Raw genomic sequence first — 15,123 nt, forward strand, 5'->3', positions numbered from 1 at the left:
CTCTTCCAATTTTGGCCAGAAGCCGAAGACGGCTTCTTCGAATAGGCCTGATACATAGATGCAACGGGGCGGCGGTTTTTCAAAAGCGGGTAGACAGTGGGGGCGAGTCCATACATAGCAGCTGGCGGAGCCTGCGTTCGGCTGCGCAGCAGTCGTAAATCCTGAATCCCGGGTTTAACTGGAGGACCGCGTTGCCTGATTTCACGACTGCTTCGCAGCCGAACGCAGCCTTCGGCAGCTGCTACAGGGAGCGTGGTGAATTCAGGATTTGTGCAGGGTTTTCTGTTTGAGGATGTAGAAGGTCACCAGAACGGCGCTGGTCAACATGAACCCCCGCGCCCACGGCAGCGGCACCAGATAGCAGGAAAGCAGGATGCTCGCCCACATCAGGCCGATGGCGTAGACCTTGCCTTTGAGCGGGATGCCGTTGCCGCTCAGGTAATCGCGAACCCACGGCCCCAGCCGCGGATGTTCAACCAGCCAATGATAAAAGCGCGGCGAACTGCGGGCGAAGCAGGCGGCAGCCAGCAGCAGGAAGGGCGTGTTGGGCAACACTGGCAGGAAAATCCCGATCACCCCCAGCGCTACGCTCAGCCAGCCAATGGCCAGCAGCACGTAACGCAACATCAGGGAGCGGTTGCCTATGGGGTTGTCCATAGGCAAAACCTTAGTGGTGACGAGGCTTGAGGATCGCCGGTTTTTCGTCTGGCGCCTGGCACAGCAGGTACAGCGCGGTCAGGGCTTCCGGGATCTGCACGATCATGTCGTCCATCAGGTTGGCGTCTTTGGCGATGTCTTCGAACTCAGGCTGTTCGTCGAACAGACCCGAACCGACCATGATCGGCAGCAGCATTTCGCTGACTTCGTCTTCGGCGGTTTCGAACCAGGCCGCTTCGCGCAGGAACACACCTTCCATGAAACCGATGCACCAGCCGCGCAGGTCGGAGTCGTCCGGCTCTTCGCCCAGGTCCAGGTCGCAGGGCAGCTCGAACTCTTCATCGGATGCCAGTTGGCGAGCGATGTGAGCCTTGAGGGCCAGCAGGGTGGATTCAATTGCTTCACGCTCGGTGTCGTCGGCGTAATGCGGTTCTTCGGCGAAGAGGGCGTCGATCCATTCACGGTCGGGAACGGTTTCGGAACAAATCGACAGCGCAGTGAGGTAGCCGTGGGCGGCCACGTAGTCCAGCGCCTCGTCATGCAGTTCGTCGGCGTCGAGGAAGACTTGCAGGCGGGTTAGTTGCTCAGCGAAGGACATTAAAGGGCTACCTTGGGAATTAAACAGATGTGGGAATTCTAGGCCTTCTTGAGCGGTCAGGCCAGCCGCGCGGGATATTTGCGCCCACAAGCCTCTTATCAGCGGCGCCCTTTGCCGGACAGGGCTCGGGTATACTCGCGCGTTTTGTGATGCCCTGCCGGCGTCGTGGCTGAAATGTGAAGCGTCATGCAATGCGCACTTACGATTTGTCGGTGCAGCCTTCGTGGTTCTGAACCAGCCTTGCAGGGATGTTTTTGTGATTTTTGGAGTTTCTATGCTCGAACAGGCTCAACGCGTCCTCAAGGACATCTTCGGCTACGACAGTTTCCGTGGCCGTCAGGGTGCAATCATTGAGCGCGTGGCCAGTGGCGGCGACGCCCTGGTGCTGATGCCTACCGGTGGCGGCAAGTCCTTGTGCTTCCAGGTGCCGGCGCTGTTGCGCGAAGGCCTGGCGGTGGTGGTGTCGCCGCTGATCGCACTGATGGATGACCAGGTCGCCACCCTCGAAGAGCTGGGCGTCGCGGCGGCGGCATTGAATTCCACGCTAAGCGCCGAGCAGCAGCGCGATCTGGCGGCACGGATCAAGCGCGGTGAAGTGAAAATGCTTTATCTCGCGCCCGAGCGTCTGGTTCAGCCGCGAATGCTGGCTTTCCTGCAAAGTCTTGAAATTTCCCTGTTCGCCATCGACGAAGCCCATTGCGTGTCCCAATGGGGCCACGACTTCCGCCGCGAATACCTGCAATTGGGCCAGTTGGCGGAATTGTTCCCCAATGTCCCGCGTATCGCCCTGACCGCGACCGCCGACAAGCGTACCCGGGAAGAAATCGTCGACCGCCTTCATCTTCAGGATGCCGAGCGTTTCCTGTCGAGTTTCGACCGTCCCAACATTTTCTATCGCATCGTGCCCAAAGAGCAGCCGCGCAAGCAGTTGCTGGCGTTCCTCGCCGAACGGCGCAGCGATGCCGGCATTGTCTATTGCCTGTCGCGCAAGAAAGTCGACGAAGTGGCGGTGTTCCTCAGCGAGCAAGGCTTCCCGGCACTGCCGTACCACGCCGGCCTGCCCAACGATACCCGGGCTCACCACCAGAAGCGCTTCCTTAATGAGGAAGGCCTGATCATGGTCGCCACCGTGGCGTTCGGCATGGGCATCGACAAGCCCAACGTGCGCTTTGTCGCTCACCTCGATTTGCCGAAATCCCTTGAGGCTTACTACCAGGAAACCGGTCGCGGCGGCCGAGACGGTCTGCCGGCAGACGCCTGGATGGCTTACGGCCTGCAAGACGTGGTGATGCTCAAGCAAATGTTGCAGAACTCCGAGGGCGACGAGCGCCACAAGCGTCTGGAGCAGCACAAGCTCGACGCCATGCTCTCGCTCTGCGAAGAAACCCGCTGCCGTCGCCAGACGCTGCTGGCCTATTTCGACGAAGAGATGCCCGAGCCGTGCGGCCATTGCGACAACTGCGTCGATGGCGTGCAGACCTGGGACGCCACCGAGCCGGCCCGTCAGGCGCTTTCGGCGATCTACCGCACCGGCCAGCGTTACGGTGTCGGGCATTTGGTCGATGTATTGCTGGGCAAGGACAACGAAAAGGTTCGCAGCTTCGGCCATCAACATCTGTCGGTGTACGGAGTCGGCAAGGCGATGGGCGAGAGTGAATGGCGCTCGCTGTTCCGCCAATTGGTGGCCCGTGGCCTTGCGGACATCGACCTGGAAGGCTACGGCGGCCTGCGCCTGAGCGACACCTGTCGACCGCTGCTCAAGGGCGAAGTGACCCTCGAACTGCGCCGCGACCTCAAGCCGCAAACCACGGCCAAAAGCAGCAAGAGCCAGGCGAGCCAGCTGGTTCGCGGCGAAGAGCGCGAACAGTGGGAAGCCTTGCGCGCCCTGCGTCGCAAACTCGCCGAAGAGCATGGTGTGCCGCCGTACGTCATCTTCCCCGATTCAACGCTGCTGGAAATGCTCCGCAGCCAGCCGACTTCGCTGTCGGAAATGGCCACGGTCAGTGGCGTTGGCGCACGCAAGCTGGAGCGTTACGGCGAAGCCTTCCTCGAAGTCCTCGGCGGGCGGGCCGAGGCGCCGAAAGTGGTGGCCGACCTGCGCCACGAACTGATCACCCTGGCCCGCGCCGGCATGACGCCGTTGCAGATCGCCGGTCAGCTGCAATGCTCGGAAAAGAACGTCTACACCCTGCTTGCCGAAGCGATTGGCAAGCAGCAGTTGTCGCTGGAGCAAGCGCTGGATCTGCCCGAAGAGTTGATGGGTGAAATCCAGGATGCGTTCCTCGACGGCGAGGGCGAGTTGCCGCCCGTGTCGGAGATTGCCGCAGTGTTTGCCGGGAGAGTGCCGGAAGGCGTTTTGTACTGTGTTCGGGCGGCGCTGCAATCCGAATTCGAGATTTAGGTGACCTGTCACATAGATGTAACGATTCAGTACAGAGCAAGCCTTGCCTCCAGCCAAGGGTCATGCTTAGCTGACTAATAATTAGTTTTTCTTTATTTCAGTCTAATCATGAGTGTTTTATGCCGTTAACCGACCAACACCGCTTTGGCATGCAACTGGCCCAGATGTCGCGCGGTTGGCGTGCCGAACTGGACCGCCGTCTGGCTGGCCTGGGTCTGTCTCAGGCGCGCTGGCTGGTGCTGCTGCACCTGGCGCGTTTCGATGAGGCCCCGACCCAACGTGAACTGGCGCAGAGCGTCGGCGTTGAAGGGCCGACCCTGGCTCGTCTGCTCGACAGCCTCGAAAACCAGGGACTGGTACAACGTCAATCGGTGCTGGAAGACCGTCGGGCGAAGAAAATCGTCCTCTGTGCCCCGGCCTTTCCCTTGATCGAACAAATTGAAACCATTGCCACCCAACTGCGCCACGAATTGTTCGACGGCGTCGATGAGGCGGACTTGAAGGTCTGCATGCGTGTCCACGGGCACATTCTGGCCAACCTGGAAAAATCTTGAGGCATAAACGCACCCAGGACTTTTGAGATACCCCGTTGGGCAGACTATAAAGAACTACTTGGCAATATCGTGTTCGTACCGGATGTGCGAACGCGTACAAGATGGTTCTGGTTATCTAAGGGATGCTCATGCTCGAGAGTTGGCACATGGCTTTACGGTGTTGCGCCAGGCTGCTTCTGGTCGGTGGTGCTGTCACTTACTCGGCATTGGCGCCCGCGTTGGGCTTGGGTGATATCACCCCGCATTCGGCGCTGAATCAGCCGTTGCGCGCCGACATCGCACTGGAAGATGCCGCAGGTCTGGAGGAGGGTGAGCTCTCGGTCAGCCTCGCGACAGCGGACGAGTTCAGCCGCGCCGGCATCGATCGGGTGTTCTTCCTCAATAATCTGAAATTCACCCCGATCCTGCGCGGCAACCGCAGCCTGATCCGGGTGAGCTCCAGCAAACCTGTCACTGAACCTTTCCTGAATTTCCTGGTGCAGCTCAATCAGCCCAACGGGCGTGTGCTGCGCGAATACACGGTGCTGATCGATCCGCCGGGTTCACCAGGGATTGTTCCCGTCACTGACGAACCGTTGACCGACGTTCAGTCCTCTGGATTCCCGACGGTTGAGCCGACCGTTGCGCAGCCACCTGCGGCGAAGGGCAAAAAACCGCCAGCCCCTCGCGTCGATCAACCTCCTGCCACGCCTGTGAGTGATCCGTTTGCTGAACAACTGGCCGCCAGTGTGCTGCAAAACCAGCAGCTGCAAGCAACCATCGATGCATTGAATGCGAAGCTTCAGGCCCAGGAGGAGCAGGTTACCGGTCAGAAAAAACAGGTGACTGAACTGCAAACCCAATTGGCGGAAATCAAACAAGCGTCGGTGGAGCCGGTTGCGCCAGTTGTTGTGGCTCCGGCGCCGGCCACTGTTGAAGAGCCTGAGCCTACTCACTGGTTGCTGATTTTAGGGTTGCTGGCGCTGGTGGCTTTGGTTTTGCTGGGGCTGTTCGTTCGGCGCCAACGACAACAGGTTCAGGCATTGCCCGACGCTTTACCTGTTTTGCCGTCACGGCATGAACCGGTGCTCAATCGCACTGCAGAACCGGTTGCCCAAAGGTCAGAGTTGCAACCGGCAACTGAATTGGGCGAAGAATCGCCCGCAGGCGATGTGCTCGAAGGGGTCGATATCTATCTGGCCTATGGCCGTTTTTCCGAAGCGGCCGGTTTGTTGCGAGAGGCGCTGATCAAGGCGCCGCAGCGAACGGATCTGGCCGTGCAGCTGTTGGAAGTCTTGGGTAAACAGGGTGACGTACCCGCCTACGAAGCCCAGGAAAATAATCTGCGTGACGCCGGATACGACCTGCAAGAACTTCAGAATATTCGCGCCCGACACCCGAAATTGAGCAGTGCGGTAGCGTTGGCCGTCGCAGCGTCATTCACTCCCCCCAAGGCTGCGATACCCGAAGCAGCGCCCAACGATGAGTTCCAGTTGAACCTGGATGACCTGTCGATGGATTCGAGTTGGGACCTGATCAGCCCTTTTGAGCACTCGCCCTCCGCCGTAAAGCCATCGAGCGAATCCGCGCCGGTCGAGCCGCCGTTTGTCTCGAACCTGCACGTCTTGCCCGAGGTGTTTGAAATGCCCGACGACTCGACGCTGGACGAGCCCGAACTTGAATGGGTCGCCGAGCCTGATTCGCAGTCTCTGGATGACACCTTTCTCAACGAGTTCGGCGATCCCGGCCAGTCGCTGGAACTGGAACCGCTGAACCTGGAATCGGCCGAGCCGAGCAGCGCCGACAAACTGGAGCAAGCCCAGACCTGCATTGATGATGGCGATCTGGACAGCGCCATCGAACTGCTCAACGAGTTGCTCAAGGAAGGTAACGAGCCGCTTAAGCAAACCGCCCGGAGCCTGCTCGCCGGGCTATCATAGCGGCGCCCTCTGGCTCAGGAGTTCGTCGAACATGACTGCACACAAACCGGAAATCATCATCACGTATTGCACACAATGCCAGTGGCTGTTGCGTGCGGCCTGGCTGGCCCAGGAACTGCTCAGCACCTTCGGTGACGACCTCGGCAAAGTGTCGCTGGTGCCCGGCACCGGTGGGGTGTTTCACATTTTCTGTGACGATGTGCAGATCTGGGAGCGCAAGGCTGATGGCGGTTTCCCGGAGGCCAAAGTGCTGAAGCAGCGGGTCCGCGATCAAATTGATCCGGACCGCGACCTGGGGCACAACGACCGCACTCAGTGAGAGGCGGCTTCTGCCGCAACGGTCTTCTTGCTTGAGCCGCCCGAGAGTCGGCTGGAGACCACGATCGCCACGATGATCAGCGCGCCACCGATCAGCATGCGCAGTGTCGGGTTTTCATCAAACAGCAGCCAGGCCATGGTGATGCCGTAAACCGGCTCCAGGGCGAACACCATTGCCGCGGTCCGCGCCTTGATCACTGCCAGGCTGGCGACAAACAGACTGTGAGCGACGCCGGTGCAGAACACTCCGAGCAGACCGATCCACAGCCAGTCGATGGCGCGTACTTCGCTCAACTGCGGGGCCGCAATCGGCAGCAGGCACAACGCGACCACCACGTTCTGACACAGCGCAGCCTGTACCGCCGGGATTCGCCCGGAGCTGGCGCGGTTGGTCAGCGATAGCAGAGAGAACAGCAAACCTGAGCCCACCGCCCACAGCAGACCCATTGTGGCGCCGCTGGCCAGATCGAAATCAGGGGTGACCAGCACCAGCCCGACACTGACCAGCACCACCAGCAGGATTTCGTTGGCGCGAATTCGCTCGCGGAAGATCAACCCTTCAAGGATCACGGTAAACGCCGGGAAACTGGCGAAACCCAAGGTTGCGATTGCCACGCCTGCGACCTTCACCGCGATGAAGAAACTCACCCAGTGCCCGGCCAGCAGTAAGCCGCTGAGCAACAGTCGGCGCCAGTCCACAGCCTCGAGTTTCTGCCAGCGAGTAGTGCTGGCGAACCGCGCAAAAACGGCTAACGCCAGCACGGCGAACGCGGCACGACCAAAGACGATAATGGCGGGGGAAACCGCAGCAAGTTTGCCGAACACACCGGTGAGGCCGAACATCAATGCGCCAATATGCAAGGCGCCAAGGGCGGTACGGGGAGTCATTGCAATCCTTGAGAAACGTATAGAACCAAGCCTGCATTGAACCGCGCAACTTCCCGCTGTGTCTGTCGCCAGACTCGCGTCATTTGTCGCCAGCCTCGCGCCGCAACTTGCCAGGTGACGCACCAAACTCCCGCAACACCGCCGCAGCAAATGCACTCTGCGAACTGTAACCCACTCGACTGGCAACCTCGCCGATGGGCAATGGCGAATCCCGCAGCAGTCCCACAGCTATATGGAGCCGTCGACTACGGATGTAATCCATCGGCGTCTGCCCGCATTCAGCAACGAACCGCGCATGCAGCCGAGCGCTGGACAGACCGGCGACGCGCGCCAGATCGGCGACTTGAAGTGGATAGGCTGCGTACTGATCGATGTGCGCATTTAGCGCCGCATAAGGCAGGCGCCGACCGCCGACGATCTCGGGTCTGGCGTTGTTGAGGCTGGCCAGCAACAACACCGCGCCTTGTTGCGCGATCAGTGGATCGCTGAACTGACTGCCCGCCAACCAACTGACCAATTGGCTTTGCCCGGCATCCAGCGACAGGCGACCGGCGTTGTCGAGTAAACGACGACTGGCTTCGGCGTGATCACCCAGGGACTGAGAAACCCATTGGTCGCTGGGCACATCCAGTACCAGGCAACGGCTGCCGTTGGCGCTACCGCAGGCGTGATGGAAACCGGACGGCACTACCACGAAACTCTGCTGGACCACCTGGCTGCCACGCCCGTCGACCTCGAAATCCAGCGCACCCGACAGCCCGAACACCAGTTGCGCGTGGTCGTGGCTATGGACGATCAAGTCATGAGTGTATTGGCGTAGCGTGAGGATCGGTCTCATCGCAGGTCTCCAGGGCTTGGCGGCCAGTCTACACCGAGGGCAATTGTGGGACGCTGTCACAGGACTGACTCGCCACTGTCATGGGCAATTAACCCGACCGGCGCAAAGTTGCAAAAACTTTTGCAGAGGGTTGCCCATGACCAGCGCCGAGCTCGCCAAACCCAGTCGTAAGCAACGTGTGCGGACCTTGTGGATTTCCGACGTGCATCTGGGCACCCGGGATTGCCAGGCCGAACACCTGTCGCAGTTTCTCAAGGGCTATCACGCTGACAAGATCTACCTGGTCGGCGACATCATCGATGGCTGGAAGCTGCGCGGCGGCATGTACTGGCCTCAGGCGCACACGAATGTGATCCGTCGCCTGCTGACCATGAGCAAGCGCGGCACCGAGGTGATCTACGTCACCGGCAACCACGACGAATTCCTGCGCCGCTATTCGAAGCTGATTCTGGGCAATATCCAACTGGTGGACGAGGCGGTGCACGTGACCGCCGATGGTCGCCATCTTCTGGTCATTCATGGCGACCAGTTTGACGTGATCACGAGGTATCACCGCTGGCTGGCTTTTCTCGGCGACTCGGCCTACGAATTCACCCTGACCCTCAACCGCTGGCTCAACCATTGGCGCGCCCGTTATGGCTACGGTTACTGGTCGCTGTCGGCGTACCTCAAGCACAAGGTCAAAACCGCGGTCAGCTTCATCAGCGATTTCGAAGAAGCCATCGCTCACGAGTGCGTCAAGCGCAAGTTGCACGGGGTGGTGTGCGGGCACATTCACCATGCCGAGATTCGCAAGGTCGGCGGGGTGGATTACCTCAATTGCGGGGATTGGGTGGAGTCGTGCACGGCGCTGATCGAGCATTGGGACGGCTCGATCGAGTTGTATCGATTGGCGGATGCCCAGGCGCGGGAGGCTGAGTTGAGAGCCGTCAAAATCTCAGAACCGGCATAGGCCGCAAAAGCAAAGATGATTTTCAGGTCGGCGCGTGTTCTTCCATCGCCGCCTTGTAAATCGAGTGCTTGGGCTGCGAAAACAACCGCTCCATCATCGGCTCAAAGAAGCTCAACGGCAGGGCTTCATACGCCGGATCAAACGCCGCCGCATCGTATTTGGCACAAAACTCAATGGTCGCCTGATACTGCGGATGGCCGCTGAATTGCTCGCGCAAATGCCGGTCCATCCCTAGATGATGGAAGAAGTAATACCCCTGGAAAATCCCGTGCTTCTCGACCATCCACAGGTTCTCGGCGCTGACGAACGGCTTGAGGATTGCCGCAGCGATGTCCGGGTGGTTGTAGGAACCCAAGGTGTCGCCAATGTCGTGAAGCAGCGCGCAGACCACGTATTCTTCATCGCGGCCATCACGCCAGGCACGGCTGGCGGTTTGCAGGGAATGGGTCAGACGATCCACCGGGAAGCCGCCAAAATCACCCTCCAGTAATTTCAGGTGCGCCACAATGCGTGTCGGCAATTGCCTCGCATAGGCACTGAAGTCTGCGGCGATGATCGCCCAGTCTTCCTGCGTGCCGTCCTGCATGTGGGTGAAACGGGCGTTGGCATTCATCGGCAGTCCTCCTGTGGTTCATTGGGCCTAGAACGGCACGCGACCCAGAATCATGTCCCGGTACATGACGAAATCGCCGAGCAGGCTGTAAAACGGATGTTGAAACGTCGCGGGACGGTTCTTTTCGAAGAAGAAATGCCCGGCCCAGGCGAAGCTGTAACCCGCCAGCGGAAGGGTCCATAACAGCAGCCAGGCGCCTAAGCCGATGGTCAGGGCCAGGATGAAAATAACCAGCGTCGTGCCGATAAAGTGCAATCGTCGGCAGGTACTGTTGCTGTGTTCGCGGAGGTAATACGGGTAGAACTCAGCGAAGCTGTTGAAACCGTTGATGTTTTCCACGACTGCGATCTCTGTGGTTATTGTTCTGACCGCAAGTTGTTCTGCGGGTAGCTTATTTGAGTCTAGAGTGATCATTGGCATCAGCCAGTGACAATAGGCGCCACTTTAGTATCCTTGGGAAATTGGCCGTAGCATGCGGCTCATCATGTAAGTGGACGACATGAGCGAACGAACGACTTCTGCAAGCTGGGCGATGGGGATTGTCAAAGCGCTGGAGATGGACGGCCTGGATTGCCGGGTGCTGTTCAAGCAGCTGGGGCTCGACTACGCAGCACTGGATGATCCAGACGCGCGCTTCCCGCAAGACTCCATGACACGATTGTGGCAGCGCGCGGTTGAGCTGTCCGGCAACCCGGCGATTGGCCTGAACATGGGCAAAGTGGTGCGACCGGCCTCCTTTCATGTGGCGGGCTACGCCTTGATGTCCAGCCAGACCCTGGCTGAAGGCTTTCAACGGCTGGTGCGCTATCAGCGGATCATTGCGGAAAGTGCTGACCTGAGTTTCCGATTGCTGGAAGAAGGCTACGCGCTGATTCTGACGGTCCACGGCGACCATCTGCCACCGACCCGGCAGAGCGCCGAAGCGTCACTGGCCTGTGCCCTGGCACTGTGCGGCTGGTTGACCGGGCGCACTCTGCAACCGCGCAAGGTACTGGTGCAGGGCGATCAGCCCGTCAATCTCGAACCCTATAAACAAGCCTTTCATGCACCGTTGGTGTTCAACGCGCCGTATGACGCGTTGATTTTCGAACGGGCTGACATGGAGGCACCGCTGCCTACCGCCAATGAGGCGATGGCGATGTTGCATGACCGGTTTGCCGGTGAGTACCTGGCGCGGTTTTCCGAGAGCCGCGTGACCCACAAGGCGCGGCAGGTGCTATGCCGTTTGCTGCCCCAGGGCGAACCCAAGCGCGATACCGTGGCGCAGACGTTGCACCTGTCGCAACGCACCTTGCAGCGACGCTTGCAGGAAGAGGGTACGAGTTTTCAGACGTTGCTGGACGACACGCGACGTGAACTGGCTGAGCAATACCTGGCGCAGCCGACCATGACCCTGTTGGAAATTGCCTACCTGCTGGGGTTCGCCGATCCCAGCAACTTCTTCCGCGCTTTCCGCCGCTGGTTCGACGCCACCCCCGGCGAGTACCGGACGCGGCTGATGGGCGCGCCGGCTCCTGTCAGTGACGCCAGAACGCCGGAATACACAGAACAAACACCGTAATGATCTCGAGTCGGCCCAGTAGCATGCCAAACGACAGAATCCACTTGGCAGCGTCCGGCAGTGTGGCGAAGTTGCCCGCCGGGCCAATGGTCTCGCCCAGCCCTGGACCAACGCCGGACACCGTGCTGGCTGCGCCGGAAAGGGCGGTCATCCAGTCCACGCCGAGCAGCGACAACAGCAGCGCGATCACGCAGATGGTGATGGCGAAGAAGAACGAAAAGGTCAGAATCGAACGCACGATTTCTTCGTCGAGGCGGTGACCGTTGTACTTCTGCTTGATCACTGCGCGCGGGTGAATCAACTGGTTAAGGTTGGCTTTGAGCAGGATGTACGCGACCTGGAAGCGGAAAATCTTGATCCCGCCAGCGGTGGAGCCCGAACAGCCGCCGATAAAACCCAGATAGAAGAACAGCATCAGCGAGAAATTTCCCCAGATGCTGTAGTCCCCCAGCGCAAATCCTGTGGTCGTTACCACCGAGGTCACGTTCAGCGCCACATGCCGTAACGCCTCCAGCCAATGCAGCTGGGTGGTCCACCAATACCAGGTGCTGAGCACCAGCCAGGTCACCAGCAGCATGCCAAGCAAACCCTGAACCTGCTGATCCTTGATCAGTGCCCGACGGTTACCGCGCAAGGTCGCTACATACAGGGTGAACGGCAGGCTGCCGAGGATCATGATGACGATCGCCACCCAGTGCACCGCCGGCTGCGTCCACTTGGCCAGAGACTGGTCGGACGTTGAGAAACCACCGGTGGAAATCGCCGACATCGCGTGGTTGATCGCATCGAACGGGCTCATCCCGGCCCACCAGAACGCCAGGCTGCCGATAATGGTGATGCCGACGTAGGCCGCAACGATCAAACGCGCCACCATGTGCGAACGGGGCATGACTTTTTCGGATCGGTCCGACGACTCGGTCTGAAACAGCCGCATGCCACCGATGCGCAGCAGTGGCAGAATCGCTACCGCCATGCCGATAAAGCCGATGCCGCCGATCCAGTGCAGCAACGAGCGCCACATCAGAATCCCGGGGGACATGGTGTCCAGGCCCGTTAGCACCGTCGAGCCGGTGGCAGTAATGCCGGACATGCTTTCAAAGAACGAATCGGTGTAGCTGATGCGCTGGGTCAGCAGGAACGGCAGCGCGGCGAAGATACACACCACCAGCCAGCTGCTGACGGTCAGCAGGTACATGTCTCGCGGACGCAGGTGTACGTGTTCAGGGCGACCGGGGATGATCAGCGCGAGGCCGGCGACAAAGGTAATCATGCTGGCCCAGAGGAACGACGGCAGGTCGCTGGTGCGGTCGAAAATCACCAGCGTGGCCATGGGCACGACCATGGAGATGGCCAGTGTGATCAGGAAGATGCCGATGATGAAACCAATAGTCCGTAAGGTCGGCAACGCCATGAAGTCCGCTCGGGCTGGAATAGGGAAGGGCGCCATTCTACCTTCGGGGCAGGGCATGTAAACCGGCACCGCCTGCGCAGTTGCAGGGCCTGCCATCAATTATTGCCTGTGCCGCGCCGGGTCTGCTGTTGTGCAGGGCAAGGCGCGAGGAGCGTAGTTTGGTCATTCCAAATAAGCTCCGAGCAACACAGCCCTGCACAACAGCAGGCCCGGCCCTTCGGGTTGTGCCTGAAAGCGGGCCAGGCTGCGTTGCAGTCCTTGGCAAGGGAACGACCATTACCGGCGGACTGCGCCTTGCCTGGCCCGCTTTCAGGCGACAACGCGGCGCAGGCAATAATTGATGGCAGGCCCTAGAATAGCCAAACATTTTTTTCAGGAGGTGGCCGATGCAGGCTCTCGACGCTTTGCTCAACCGTGTATCCGTTCCACGACTGCTCGAACCGGCACCGACCGCAGAACAACGCGAAGTGTTGTTTGGCGCTGCGATGCGAGCGCCAGACCATGGCCACTTGCAGCCTTGGCGATTCCTGACAGTCGAAGGCGCGGCGCGCGAGCAAATGGGCGAGTTGCTGGCCGAAGCAGCGAAGCTGCAGGACAGTGAGGTGTCCGAGGCGGCGCTGGACAAGGCGCGTAACGGTCCGCTGCGCGCGCCACTGGTGGTTGTGGTGATCGCGCGGTTGCAGGATCACGTTAAATATCCGAAGTCCGAACAACTGCTGGCGGCGGGTTGCGCGGCTCACGGGATTTTGCTGGCGGCTTATGCGCAAGGGATTGGCGCGGTGTGGCGCACGGGTGAACTAGCGTATTCGGCGCATGTAGCCAAGGGGTTGGGCCTGGCTGAAGGGGAAGAGGTGATTGCGTTTCTTTACCTTGGCACGCCGCAGAAGGAACCGCGCGTGGCGGAGAAAGTCGACCTGGCGGAATTCGTCAGCGCCTGGCCCGGTAAGGCCTGACGCCACCGATCAAATGTGGGATCAGGGTTGAACCACTGCCCCGGGCACCAACGGCAATTCGAGGCTGGCGATGAATCCGCCGTGTGGGTGATTGGCCAACACCAGACTCCCGCCATGTCGCTCCGCCGCGCGCCGCGCAATCGCCAGGCCCAAGCCATGCCCGGCCGCCGTCTGCCCCGGCGCCCGGTAAAACGGCTCTCCCAACTGTTTCAAATGTTCGGCGTCTACACCGGGCCCATGGTCGCGTACGCTGACCACAATCCGTTCGCCCTGACGCAATGCCTGCATTTCAATTGGCTGTCCCTCCGGGTTGAACCGCTGGGCATTGCGCAGCAGGTTGTCCACGGCGCGCTCAATCATGGTCGGCCAACCTTTGAGGTTCAGTTGCGACTCGGCTTCAAGGCGCACGTTCTGCTCCGGCGAACTTAACTGGGCATCCTTTTGCAGGGTGTTGAGAAGGACATTCAGATCAACGTCCTCAGCGCTGGCGTTGTCGGCATCGACCCGCGCCAGTACCAGGATTTCGCTGATCAGCGCTTCCAGTCGATCGCATTCACGAGTGAGGCGCGGCCAGAGTTTTTCCCGCTCCTCAGGGTTGGCCCGTTCGGCCAGCGCCAGTGCAATGCGCAGCCTGGCAAGCGGGGAACGCAGTTCGTGGGACACATCGCGCAGCAGTTGTCGCTGGCTGCCGATCAAACTTTGTAGACGCGCGCCCATGCGGTTGAAGTCGTTGGCCAGCACACCAAACTCGTCGCGGCGGTTAGCCAGTTTAACCAGGCTGTTCTGCTGATAAGTGGTTTGCCCCAGATCATGCACCGCGCCGCGTAAACGGCTGAGCGGGCGGGTGATCGACAGCGTGACGAACAGACTGAACAAGGTCAGCACCACCAGCGCAATGCCCAGCGCACTCAACGGCCAGAGCAGGCTTTCGCGGTGCCAGGAGTCCAGTTCCGGGTGCGGAATGCGATAAATCAGAAGGTAGGTGTCGCCGGTTTTTTCGCTGGTGTACTCCGCGGTCAGACGTCGCCATGGCAGGCGTCGATCGTCGTTGTTCTGCCGCGCTTCGAAGGCCGCCGCACGCCGGGGGAAGGTGCCGCGTACCACAGGATCGCCGCTCTCGTTAAGGACTTGAACGTCGATGTGATACTGGCGTTTGCGCTGTTCGAGAATGTCCTGGGCAGCTTCTTCGCCCTGGGCTTCGTAGGTTTGCGTCCACTCCTCTGCCAGGGTGTTGAGGCCCGGGTGGCGACTGAGAATCCACGCGTCCTGATTGAGCATGTGCCCCAGCAGAATGGAAAGCCCTGCAACCAGAGCGATGGCCAACCAGAAGCTGGCCAGAATACGCCAGAACAATGAGCGCACAGAAAATCCTCAAACAAACACAAATCCAATGTGGGAGCGGGCTTGCTCGCGAAGGCGGTGTATCAGTAAACATCTCTGTATCTGACACACCGCCTTCG

At 60.0% G+C, this 15,123-nt stretch carries 15 protein-coding genes; 7 read left to right on the plus strand and 8 right to left on the minus strand.

The window, feature by feature from the left end; translation table 11 throughout:
• Positions 1–261 precede the first annotated feature (261 nt).
• Together FQ187_RS29040 and FQ187_RS29045 are read right to left on the minus strand one after the other, a co-directional pair.
• Positions 262–657 (minus strand): YbaN family protein, encoded by a 396-nt coding sequence (locus FQ187_RS29040; RefSeq protein ID WP_149632117.1) that lies wholly within the window; start codon positions 655–657, stop codon positions 262–264.
• A 10-nt stretch (positions 658–667) separates the two neighbouring features.
• Positions 668–1,255: a YecA family protein gene (locus tag FQ187_RS29045; RefSeq protein WP_008156162.1), complete on the minus strand. Its 588-nt coding sequence runs from the start codon at positions 1,253–1,255 to the stop codon at positions 668–670.
• Positions 1,256–1,529: 274 nt separating this feature from the next.
• Between FQ187_RS29045 and recQ the strand changes: the two genes are divergently transcribed.
• The 4 genes from recQ to FQ187_RS29065 all read left to right on the plus strand — a co-directional run bounded on the left by recQ (position 1,530) and on the right by FQ187_RS29065 (position 6,448).
• Positions 1,530–3,656: a DNA helicase RecQ gene (recQ, locus tag FQ187_RS29050; RefSeq protein WP_149632118.1), complete on the plus strand. Its 2,127-nt coding sequence runs from the start codon at positions 1,530–1,532 to the stop codon at positions 3,654–3,656.
• Between the two features lie 119 nt (positions 3,657–3,775).
• On the plus strand, positions 3,776–4,210 hold the full coding sequence (locus tag FQ187_RS29055; protein ID WP_149632119.1) for a MarR family transcriptional regulator: 435 nt from the start codon (positions 3,776–3,778) through the stop codon (positions 4,208–4,210).
• A 128-nt stretch (positions 4,211–4,338) separates the two neighbouring features.
• Positions 4,339–6,129 (plus strand): FimV/HubP family polar landmark protein, encoded by a 1,791-nt coding sequence (locus tag FQ187_RS29060; protein ID WP_149632120.1) that lies wholly within the window; start codon positions 4,339–4,341, stop codon positions 6,127–6,129.
• Positions 6,130–6,160: 31 nt separating this feature from the next.
• Complete coding sequence (locus FQ187_RS29065; RefSeq protein ID WP_149632121.1) at positions 6,161–6,448, plus strand: SelT/SelW/SelH family protein; 288 nt, start codon at positions 6,161–6,163, stop codon at positions 6,446–6,448.
• Here FQ187_RS29065 and FQ187_RS29070 read toward each other — a convergent pair.
• Complete coding sequence (locus FQ187_RS29070) at positions 6,442–7,335, minus strand: DMT family transporter (RefSeq protein WP_149632122.1); 894 nt, start codon at positions 7,333–7,335, stop codon at positions 6,442–6,444. The two genes, FQ187_RS29065 and FQ187_RS29070, sit on opposite strands and share 7 nt — an antisense overlap.
• 79 nt (positions 7,336–7,414) lie before the next feature.
• Positions 7,415–8,173 carry an AraC family transcriptional regulator gene (locus FQ187_RS29075; protein ID WP_149632123.1) on the minus strand — a complete coding sequence of 253 codons (759 nt, stop codon included), beginning with the start codon at positions 8,171–8,173 and terminating at the stop codon, positions 7,415–7,417.
• A 136-nt stretch (positions 8,174–8,309) separates the two neighbouring features.
• On the opposite strand from FQ187_RS29075, the gene FQ187_RS29080 reads away from it, so the two are divergent.
• Positions 8,310–9,125 carry a UDP-2,3-diacylglucosamine diphosphatase gene (locus FQ187_RS29080; protein WP_149632124.1) on the plus strand — a complete coding sequence of 272 codons (816 nt, stop codon included), beginning with the start codon at positions 8,310–8,312 and terminating at the stop codon, positions 9,123–9,125.
• Between the two features lie 22 nt (positions 9,126–9,147).
• Here FQ187_RS29080 and FQ187_RS29085 read toward each other — a convergent pair whose 3' ends face one another.
• Together FQ187_RS29085 and FQ187_RS29090 are read right to left on the minus strand one after the other, a co-directional pair.
• Complete coding sequence (locus FQ187_RS29085) at positions 9,148–9,738, minus strand: HD domain-containing protein (RefSeq protein WP_149632125.1); 591 nt, start codon at positions 9,736–9,738, stop codon at positions 9,148–9,150.
• 27 nt (positions 9,739–9,765) lie between these two features.
• Positions 9,766–10,077, minus strand: coding sequence for a DUF962 domain-containing protein (locus tag FQ187_RS29090; protein WP_149632126.1), 312 nt, complete (start codon positions 10,075–10,077; stop codon positions 9,766–9,768).
• A gap of 160 nt (positions 10,078–10,237) precedes the next feature.
• On the opposite strand from FQ187_RS29090, the gene FQ187_RS29095 reads away from it, so the two are divergent.
• A complete protein-coding gene (locus FQ187_RS29095) occupies positions 10,238–11,299 on the plus strand; it encodes an AraC family transcriptional regulator (protein ID WP_218580719.1) in 1,062 nt (353 codons plus the stop codon).
• Here FQ187_RS29095 and FQ187_RS29100 read toward each other — a convergent pair.
• Positions 11,256–12,710 carry a TrkH family potassium uptake protein gene (locus tag FQ187_RS29100; protein ID WP_149632129.1) on the minus strand — a complete coding sequence of 485 codons (1,455 nt, stop codon included), beginning with the start codon at positions 12,708–12,710 and terminating at the stop codon, positions 11,256–11,258. The two genes, FQ187_RS29095 and FQ187_RS29100, sit on opposite strands and share 44 nt — an antisense overlap.
• Before the next feature lie 386 nt (positions 12,711–13,096).
• Between FQ187_RS29100 and FQ187_RS29105 the strand changes: the two genes are divergently transcribed.
• Complete coding sequence (locus FQ187_RS29105) at positions 13,097–13,663, plus strand: NAD(P)H nitroreductase (RefSeq protein WP_149632127.1); 567 nt, start codon at positions 13,097–13,099, stop codon at positions 13,661–13,663.
• A gap of 21 nt (positions 13,664–13,684) precedes the next feature.
• Here the strand turns inward: FQ187_RS29105 and FQ187_RS29110 are convergent, their stop codons facing one another.
• Positions 13,685–15,025, minus strand: a complete 1,341-nt coding sequence (locus tag FQ187_RS29110; protein ID WP_149632128.1) for a cell wall metabolism sensor histidine kinase WalK — start codon at positions 15,023–15,025, stop codon at positions 13,685–13,687.
• Positions 15,026–15,123 lie beyond the last annotated feature (98 nt).

The sequence above is a fragment of the Pseudomonas sp. ANT_J28 genome, from assembly GCF_008370005.1.
Classification (GTDB): domain Bacteria; phylum Pseudomonadota; class Gammaproteobacteria; order Pseudomonadales; family Pseudomonadaceae; genus Aquipseudomonas; species Aquipseudomonas frigoris.